The organism is Cellulomonas bogoriensis 69B4 = DSM 16987 (genome assembly GCF_000767165.1).
In the GTDB taxonomy this organism is placed as follows: Bacteria; Actinomycetota; Actinomycetes; order Actinomycetales; family Cellulomonadaceae; genus Actinotalea; species Actinotalea bogoriensis.
The window spans coordinates 1-7,916 of record NZ_AXCZ01000129.1; the positions used below are offsets into that span (position 1 = coordinate 1).

The window sequence follows — 7,916 nt, forward strand, 5'->3', positions numbered from 1 at the left end:
CCGTCGCCGTCGGCACCGAGCTCGTCGATGAGCTGGGCCGCGGCCGCGGCCGAGCGGGTGTCGTTCCACAGCAGGGCGGGCCGCACGACCTCGCCCTGGGCGTCCAGGGCGACCATGCCGTGCTGCTGACCGCCGACGGCCACCGCGGCGACGTCGTCCAGGCCTCCGGCCTGCTCGAGCGCGGTGGTCAGGGCGTCCCACCAGTGGTGGGGGTGGACCTCGGTGCCGTCGGGGTGCGACGCGCGGCCGGTGCGGACCAGCTCACCGGTCTCGGCGTCGCGGATGACGACCTTGCAGGACTGCGTGGACGAGTCCACGCCGGCGACGAGCGCCATCGTTCCTCCTCAAGGGTGTGCCCGCGCGGGGCGGGCCTTGCGTGGGATGAGAGAAGGCCGGGGGCGGGGGGACAGGCCCCCGCCCCCGGCCCGGGGTGGAACAGGTCAGCGGGCGCCGAGCGCGTGCTCGAGGGCCAGCTGGTTGAGGCGCACGAAGTGGAAGCCGCGCTCGGCGACGGCGTCCACGTCGAGCTCCTCGTAGGCGCTCTTGTCGTTCAGCAGGTCCTGCAGGGTCTCGCCCTCGGCCAGGGTGGGCTTGGCCAGGTCGAACACACCCGCGGCCTCGAGGGCCTCCTGGACCTCGGGGTCGGCGCGGAAGGCCTGCGCGCGCTCCTTGAGGATGAGGTAGGTGCGGATGTTCGCCTCGGCCGAGGCCCACACGCCCTCGAAGTCCTCGGTGCGCGAGGGCTTGTAGTCGAAGTGGCGGGGGCCGTCGTACTTCGGGCCACCGCTGGGGAAGCCGTTCTCGACCAGGTCCACGGTCGCGAACGCCGAGAACAGGTCGCCGTGGCCGAACACCAGGTCCTGGTCGTACTTGATGGACCGCTGGCCGTTGAGGTCGATGTGGAACAGCTTGTCGGCCCACAGCGCCTGGGCCAGGCCCGAGGTGTAGTTCAGGCCGGCCATCTGCTCGTGCCCGGTCTCCGGGTTCAGGCCCACGATGTCGCCGTGCTCGAGCTTGGCGATGAAGCCGAGGGCGTGCCCGACGGTCGGGAGGATGATGTCGCCGCGGGGCTCGTTCGGCTTCGGCTCGATCGCGATCCGCAGGCCGTAGCCCTTGTCCTTGATGTAGCCGGCGACGGCGTCGACGCCCTCGGCGTAACGGTCGTGCGCGGCGTTGAGGTCCTTGGCCGAGTCGTACTCGGCGCCCTCACGGCCACCCCACATGACGAAGCAGTCCGCGCCGAGCTCGGCGGCCAGGTCGACGTTGCGGAGGATCTTGCGCAGCGCGTAGCGGCGCACGCGGCGGTCGTTGGAGGTGAACGCCCCGTCCTTGAAGATCGGGTGGCTGAAGGTGTTGGTGGTGACCATCTCGACGGTGACGCCGGTCTCCTCCAGAGCACCCTTGAAGCGGGTGAGGATCCGGTCGCGCTCGGCGGCGTCGGAGCCGAACGGCACGACGTCGTCGTCGTGGAAGGTCACGTGCGCCGCGCCGAGCTCGGCGAGCTTGTGCACGGAGGTGACCGGGTCCAGCCACGGCCGGGTGGCCGAGCCGAACTGGTCCTGAGCGTTCCAGCCGACGGTCCACAGACCGAAGGAGAACTTGTCAGCGGGTGTGGGCTTGGGCGCCATGAGTGTGGCTCTCCTCGATGAGAACGGCGTCGGTCGTGCCGACGAGTGATGGGTGGCGAGGCTCCAGCACAGCAGGCCCCGCTATTTGTTGTCTCGCTGAACTTATGCGGTCCGGCGGGTAGGGTCAAGGGCATGGACGTCCCGGGGTCGACTCAGGTCGGCCCTGAGCCGCGCCTGAGCGGCCGTGGGGCCGCGACCAGGGCCGCGCGCCAGCAGTCGCTGCGGCACCACAACCTGGGACTGACCCTCCGTCACATCATCGACGCGCCCACCCCGGTGTCGCGAGCGGACGTCGCGGCGGCCACGGGCCTGACCCGCGCGACCGTCTCGGCCCTGGTCGACCGGCTCCTGGCGGCCGGGCTGGTGGCCGAGCTCGAGCCGGTCGTGGGCCACCGTGCGGGCCGTCCCGCGGTGCCGCTGGTCCCGGCGCGGGGCACGGTCGCCGCCGTCGGGATGGAGGTCAACGTCGACTACCTGGGCGTGCGGGCCCTGGACCTGGCCGGACGGGTGATCAGCGAGCGCATCGAGCTGGGGGACTTCCGGGGGAGCGAGCCCGGCGAGGTCCTGGACCGGCTCGCACGGCTCGCGGGTGCGGTCCTGGCGCTGCTGTCGGCGGACGGCGTGGCCCTGGTGGGCTCGGCGCTGGCGCTGCCGGGTCTGGTGGACACGGTCACCGGCCCGCTGCGGGTCGCGCCGAACCTGGGGTGGCGCGAGGTCGACGTGGTCGGGCTGCTGGCGGCCCACCCGGTGCTCGCGGGCATGCCCCCCCGGCTGATGAACGAGGCGAACCTGGCGGCCCGCGCCGAGGCCCACGCCCGCCGGGTGAGCGGGCCCACGAGCTTCGTGTACGTCTCGGGTGAGGTGGGGGTCGGGGGTGCGATCGTGCTGGACGGCACGATCTTCGGCGGGCGGCACGGCTGGAGCGGTGAGATCGGCCACCTGGTCCTGGGGACGAGCGGGGCGTTCGAGGACGGCGGGACGCTGGAGTCGTTCGCCGGTCAGGACGCGATCCTCGCGAGGGCCGGGCTGGCGCGCAGCACGTCGGTCCAGGACCTGCTCGCCGCCGCGGCGGGTGACGAGGCGGTGCGGGGCGTGCTGGCGGACGCGGGTCGTGCGCTGGGGACGGCACTGGCCAACGTGGTGAACATCGTGGACGTGCACCACGTGGTGCTGGGCGGGATCTACGCCCAGCTCGCCGAGCACCTGCGCGAGCCGGTGGTCGAGCAGCTGCGACGCCGGGTGATCACGGCGCAGTGGTCGACCGTCGAGCTGAGCGTCGCGGTCGCGGGTCAGTTCCCGGCGATGACCGGCGGTGCCCTGGCGGTCCTGGAGACCTTGGTGGACGACCCGGCGGGCTGGGCCGGCGAGGACGTCCTGCACCCTGCCTGAGCCTGCCTCAGCCTGCCCCCGGCTCCGGTCCGTGACCGGATCGTGACCTCTTTCGGATGCCTCCAGGCTTGTCCCGGAACCGTTGACTTCATTAAATTAAGCCAACGGATGAGTTAGTTCATCCCCGCAACAAACAGCGTCCCCACGCCGCCCGTCGGGCGGGCAGGGAGCCGCCGGCCAGCCCGCCCTCGCAGGAGAGGGCGACCCGCACGCCGGCGTCGTGGCGAGGCTGCCGCGCACCGACCGGTGCGTCGTACAACCGAAGGGTGACAACGATGTCGTTCAGAACCACGAAGGTCATGGCCCTGGCCACCGGGGCCGCGCTCGTGCTGGCGCTGGGAGCGTGCACGAGCGAGCGCACCACCGACCCCGAGTCCGACGGCCCCGCCGCCGAGGCGACCGAGGGCGGCATGGTCGGGATCGCGATGCCGACCCGCAGCCTCCAGCGCTGGAACAACGACGGCGCGCACCTGGAGCGGCTGCTGGGCGAGGCCGGCTACGAGACGTCCCTGCAGTACGCGGACAACAAGGTCGACCAGCAGATCACCCAGATCCAGAACATGATCAACCAGGGTGCCGACGTGCTGGTCATCGCCTCGATCGACGGCACCGCCCTGGGCCCGGTGCTGGCCGAGGCCTCGAGCCAGGACATCGCCGTCATCGCCTACGACCGGCTCATCAACGAGACCGAGGACGTGGACTTCTACGCCACGTTCGACAACTACCGGGTCGGTCAGGAGCAGGGCCGCTACATCGAGGACCAGCTCGGTCTGGCCGACGGCGAGGGCCCGTTCAACCTCGAGCCGTTCGCCGGCTCGCCCGACGACAACAACGCCCGGTTCTTCTTCTCCGGGGCGTGGGACGTCCTCCTGCCCTACGTGGAGTCCGGGCAGCTGGTCGTCCCGTCGGGCAAGTCCCCGGCGAGCAACGACCAGTGGGCCAGCATCGGCATCCAGGGCTGGTCCTCCGAGACCGCGCAGTCCGAGATGCAGAACCGCATCAACTCCTTCTACACCGACGACAAGATCGACGTGGTCCTGTCGCCCAACGACTCCCTGGCCCTCGGCATCGCCCAGGCGCTGGAGGGTGCCGGCTACGTCGTCGACGAGGACTGGCCGATCCTCACCGGTCAGGACGCCGACCTGGCGAACGTGCAGAACATGCTCGCCGGCAAGCAGTCGATGACCGTGTGGAAGGACACCCGCAGCCTGGGCACGCAGGTCGCCGCGATGGTCGACCAGCTGCTCCAGGGCCACGAGGTCGCGGTCAACGACACCGAGACGTACGACAACGGCGTGAAGGTCGTCCCGACCTACCTGCTTCCCCCGCAGGTCGTGACCCCCGACCAGGTCGGCGAAGCCCTCGTCGGCTCGGAGTTCTACACCGCGGACGAGCTGGGTCTCTGAGACCCGGACGTCGGTAGCACCGCCCGCACCCGGGCGAACCGTCGTCACGGCGGTCCGGCCGGTGGGAGACCCCCACCGGCCGGGCCCACCCCCGGCGACCCCGCCCGGCCCTGACCGGGACCCCACCACAGAGACGTGAGCAGACATGTCGAGCGACAGCACGATCCTCGAGATGCGGGGCATCACCAAGACCTTCCCGGGCGTCAAGGCCCTCCAGGACGTCACCCTGCGCGTGCAGCGCGGCACCGTGCACGCGATCTGCGGTGAGAACGGCGCTGGCAAGTCCACGCTGATGAAGGTCCTGTCCGGGATCTACCCGCATGGCAGCTACGAGGGCGACATCCTCTTCGAGGACGAGCCCTGCGAGTTCCGCACGATCCGCGACAGCGAGGGCCGCGGCATCGTGATCATCCACCAGGAGCTGGCCCTCAGCCCCTACCTGTCGATCGCCGAGAACATCTTCCTCGGCAACGAGCAGGCCAGGCGCGGCGTCATCGACTGGACCCGCACCAACGTCGAGGCCGCGCGCCTGCTGGCCCGCGTGGGCCTCTCCGAGAGCCCGGACACCAAGATCGTGGACATCGGTGTCGGCAAGCAGCAGCTGGTCGAGATCGCCAAGGCGTTGTCCAAGCGGGTCAAGCTGCTGATCCTCGACGAGCCGACGGCGGCGTTGAACGACGACGACAGCGCCCACCTGCTGGACCTGATCCGCAGCCTGAAGGGCCAGGGGATCACCTGCATCATCATCAGCCACAAGCTCAACGAGATCGCCTCGATCGCCGACGCCACGACGGTCATCCGGGACGGGCAGACGATCGAGACCCTCGACATGCACGGCGAGGAGCCGGTGACCGAGGAGCGCATCATCCGCGGCATGGTCGGGCGTCCGCTCGACAACCGGTTCCCGGAGCGGTCGGTCACCATAGGTGAGGAGGCCCTGCGGATCGAGGACTGGACGGTCCATCACCCGATCCAGCACGAGCGGGTCGTGGTCGACCGCGCCACCTTGTCGGTGCGGCGGGGCGAGGTCGTGGGGATCGCGGGTCTGATGGGTGCCGGGCGCACCGAGCTCGCCATGAGCGTCTTCGGGCGCTCCTACGGCAGCAACATCTCCGGACGTCTGATCAAGGACGGCAAGCAGATCTCTCCCCGCACCGTCCAGGAGGCGATCCGCCACGGCCTGGCCTACGCCACCGAGGACCGCAAACGGTACGGGTTGAACCTCATCGACGACATCAAGCGCAACATCAGCGCCTCGGCGCTGGGCAAGATCTCGCAGTGGGGGGTCGTGGACCCCAGCGGCGAGGCCCGCATCGCGGGGCGCTACCGGCTGGACATGAACATCAAGGCCCCGACGGTCGACGTCCTGGTGGGCAACCTGTCCGGCGGCAACCAGCAGAAGGTCGTCCTGAGCAAGTGGATCTTCACCGACCCGGACGTCCTCATCCTCGACGAGCCGACCCGCGGGATCGACGTGGGCGCCAAGTTCGAGATCTACACGATCATCAACCGCCTGGCGGAGGCCGGGAAGGCCGTGATCGTCATCTCCTCCGAGCTGCCCGAGCTGCTCGGCACCTGTGACCGGATCTACGCCCTGAGCCAGGGCCGCATCACCGGGGAGCTCGCCCGCGAGGACGCGACGCAGGAGTCCCTCATGCGATACATGACCATGGAGAAGGAAGTGGCCCGATGAAGAGCCTCAAGCAGAGCCTGGGCGGTGACGTCCGGCAGTACGGGATCATGGGCGCCCTGGTCATGATCGTGCTCCTGTTCCAGGTGCTGACCGACGGTCGGCTCCTGATGCCGAACAACCTCGCGAGCCTGGTCCAGCAGAACGCGTACGTGATGATCCTCGCGATCGGCATGGTGATCGTCATCATCGCCGGCCACATCGACCTGTCGGTCGGGTCGGTGGTCGCGTTCGTCGGCGGGGTGGTGGCCCTGGCGATGAAGGACCTGGGGGCGCCGTGGCTGGTGGCGGTCCTCATCGGGCTTCTGCTCGGGGCGCTGGTGGGTGCCTGGCAGGGCTTCTGGGTCGCCTACGTGGGCATACCGGCGTTCATCGTGACCCTGGCCGGCATGCTGATCTTCCGTGGGCTCGCGATCGTCCTGGTGGGTGTGACGGTCGCCGGGTTCCCCAGCCCGTTCGTCCAGATCTCCAACGGGTCGGTCCCCAACTTCCTGGGGTTCATAGCCAACCGGGACGTGGTGACGTTGGCGCTCGGCGCGGTCGCCATCGCGGCGCTGGTCGGCAGCCAGGTGCGGGCCCGGCGCTCGTTGCAGCGCAACGAGCTGCACACCGAGCCGTTCGGGGCGTTCATCGCCAAGGCCGTGATCTTCTCGGCGATGATCGCCGGGTTCGCGTGGGTCCTGGCCGGCAGCACCGGCGGCTCGCCGATCGTGCTGATCGTGGTGGGTGTCCTGATCGTCCTGTACTCGTTCATCATGAGCCGGACGGTGTTCGGCCGGCACGTGTACGCGATCGGCGGGAACCTGCACGCGGCGATCTTGTCCGGGGTGAACACACGCCGGATGAACTTCTGGATCTTCGTCAACATCGGGTTCCTGGCGGGTGTGGCGGCCGTGGTCACCACGTCCCGCGCCGGTGCTGCGGTCGCCGCCGCGGGAACCATGTACGAGCTCGACGCGATCGCCGCGTGCTTCATCGGCGGTACGGCGGTCACCGGTGGCATCGGTCGGGTCTCGGGCGCGATCGTGGGCGCCCTGATCATGGGTGTGCTGAACATGGGCCTGTCGATCATGGCGGTCGACGCAGCCTGGCAGCAGGCCATCAAGGGCCTGGTGCTGCTGCTGGCGGTGGCCTTCGACCTGATCAACAAGCGGCGGGCCGGGACCCGCTGAGGTACCCGCACCGCTGATCGTCGCTCCCCCGTGGGACGGGCCGGTATGGTCCGGCCCATGGGGGAGACGGCGTTGTGGCTGGGCGCGTACCCGCCCTCGGGCCCGGAGGGACCCGCGGGCCAGGGCGAAGGGATCTGGCGGCTGCGCCTGGACCCGAGGACCGGCGGTCTGACCGGTGCCCTGGCGGCGGCGCTCCCCGCACCGTCGTTCCTCGCGCGGGGTCCGGGCGGGATGCTCTACGCGGCGTCCGAGACCGCCCCGGGCACGGTCACGGCGCTGGAGGTGGTCGGCGAGGGGCTGGTCCCGGTCGCGACCGTCGCGGCTGGCGGTGACTCGCCGTGCCACCTGCTGGTGACCGAGCAGGCGCTGTACGTCGCCACCTACGGGTCGGGCACGGTCTCGGTGCTTCCCCTGGACGCGGACGGCCGGTTCACGGCCCAGGTCCTGGCCTCGGGCGGGCCGGTGCAGGTCCACGGGCACCAGGGCTCGGGCCCGCGCGCGGACCGCCAGGAGGCCCCCCACGCGCACTCCACCATGCTGTCCCCGGACGGCCGGTACGTCCTGGCCGCCGATCTCGGCACCGACGAGGTGCGCCGGCTGCGGCGCCGCCCGGACGGGCTGCTGGACGACG

Annotated in this window: 7 protein-coding genes; 5 read left to right on the top strand and 2 right to left on the bottom strand. The window is 70.5% G+C overall.

Translation table 11 applies throughout. The annotated features are described in order from the left end of the window. A partial coding sequence (locus N869_RS10990) for an FGGY family carbohydrate kinase (protein ID WP_035061517.1) occupies nt 1-335 on the bottom strand: 335 nt, incomplete at its 3' end. A 105-nt stretch (nt 336-440) separates the two neighbouring features. Further along, nucleotides 441-1,628: a xylose isomerase gene (gene xylA / locus N869_RS10995; protein ID WP_035061518.1), complete on the bottom strand. Its 1,188-nt coding sequence runs from the start codon at nt 1,626-1,628 to the stop codon at nt 441-443. A gap of 132 nt (nt 1,629-1,760) precedes the next feature. On the opposite strand from xylA, the gene N869_RS11000 reads away from it, so the two are divergent. The 5 genes from N869_RS11000 to N869_RS11025 form a co-directional block, all read left to right on the top strand. After that, a complete protein-coding gene (locus N869_RS11000; protein ID WP_084136974.1) occupies nt 1,761-3,017 on the top strand; it encodes an ROK family transcriptional regulator in 1,257 nt (418 codons plus the stop codon). A 275-nt stretch (nt 3,018-3,292) separates the two neighbouring features. After that, nucleotides 3,293-4,423 carry a multiple monosaccharide ABC transporter substrate-binding protein gene (gene chvE, locus N869_RS11010; protein ID WP_052105444.1) on the top strand — a complete coding sequence of 377 codons (1,131 nt, stop codon included), beginning with the start codon at nt 3,293-3,295 and terminating at the stop codon, nt 4,421-4,423. 145 nt (nt 4,424-4,568) lie between these two features. Next, on the top strand, nt 4,569-6,116 hold the full coding sequence (mmsA, locus tag N869_RS11015; protein ID WP_035061523.1) for a multiple monosaccharide ABC transporter ATP-binding protein: 1,548 nt from the start codon (nt 4,569-4,571) through the stop codon (nt 6,114-6,116). Next, on the top strand, nt 6,113-7,285 hold the full coding sequence (mmsB, locus tag N869_RS11020) for a multiple monosaccharide ABC transporter permease (RefSeq protein WP_035061524.1): 1,173 nt from the start codon (nt 6,113-6,115) through the stop codon (nt 7,283-7,285). Before mmsA ends, mmsB begins: the two co-directional genes overlap by 4 nt. A gap of 57 nt (nt 7,286-7,342) precedes the next feature. After that, a partial coding sequence (locus N869_RS11025) for a lactonase family protein (RefSeq protein ID WP_198026049.1) occupies nt 7,343-7,916 on the top strand: 574 nt, incomplete at its 3' end.

Excerpts from the sequence above, each read along its gene's own strand:
- N869_RS11000 (WP_084136974.1), top strand. The coding sequence starts at position 1,761 with ATGGACGTCCCGGGGTCGACTCAGGTCGGCCCTGAGCCGCGCCTGAGC.
- chvE (WP_052105444.1), top strand. The coding sequence starts at position 3,293 with ATGTCGTTCAGAACCACGAAGGTCATGGCCCTGGCCACCGGGGCCGCG.
- mmsA (WP_035061523.1), top strand. The coding sequence starts at position 4,569 with ATGTCGAGCGACAGCACGATCCTCGAGATGCGGGGCATCACCAAGACC.
- xylA (WP_035061518.1), bottom strand. The coding sequence starts at position 1,628 with ATGGCGCCCAAGCCCACACCCGCTGACAAGTTCTCCTTCGGTCTGTGG.
- mmsB (WP_035061524.1), top strand. The coding sequence starts at position 6,113 with ATGAAGAGCCTCAAGCAGAGCCTGGGCGGTGACGTCCGGCAGTACGGG.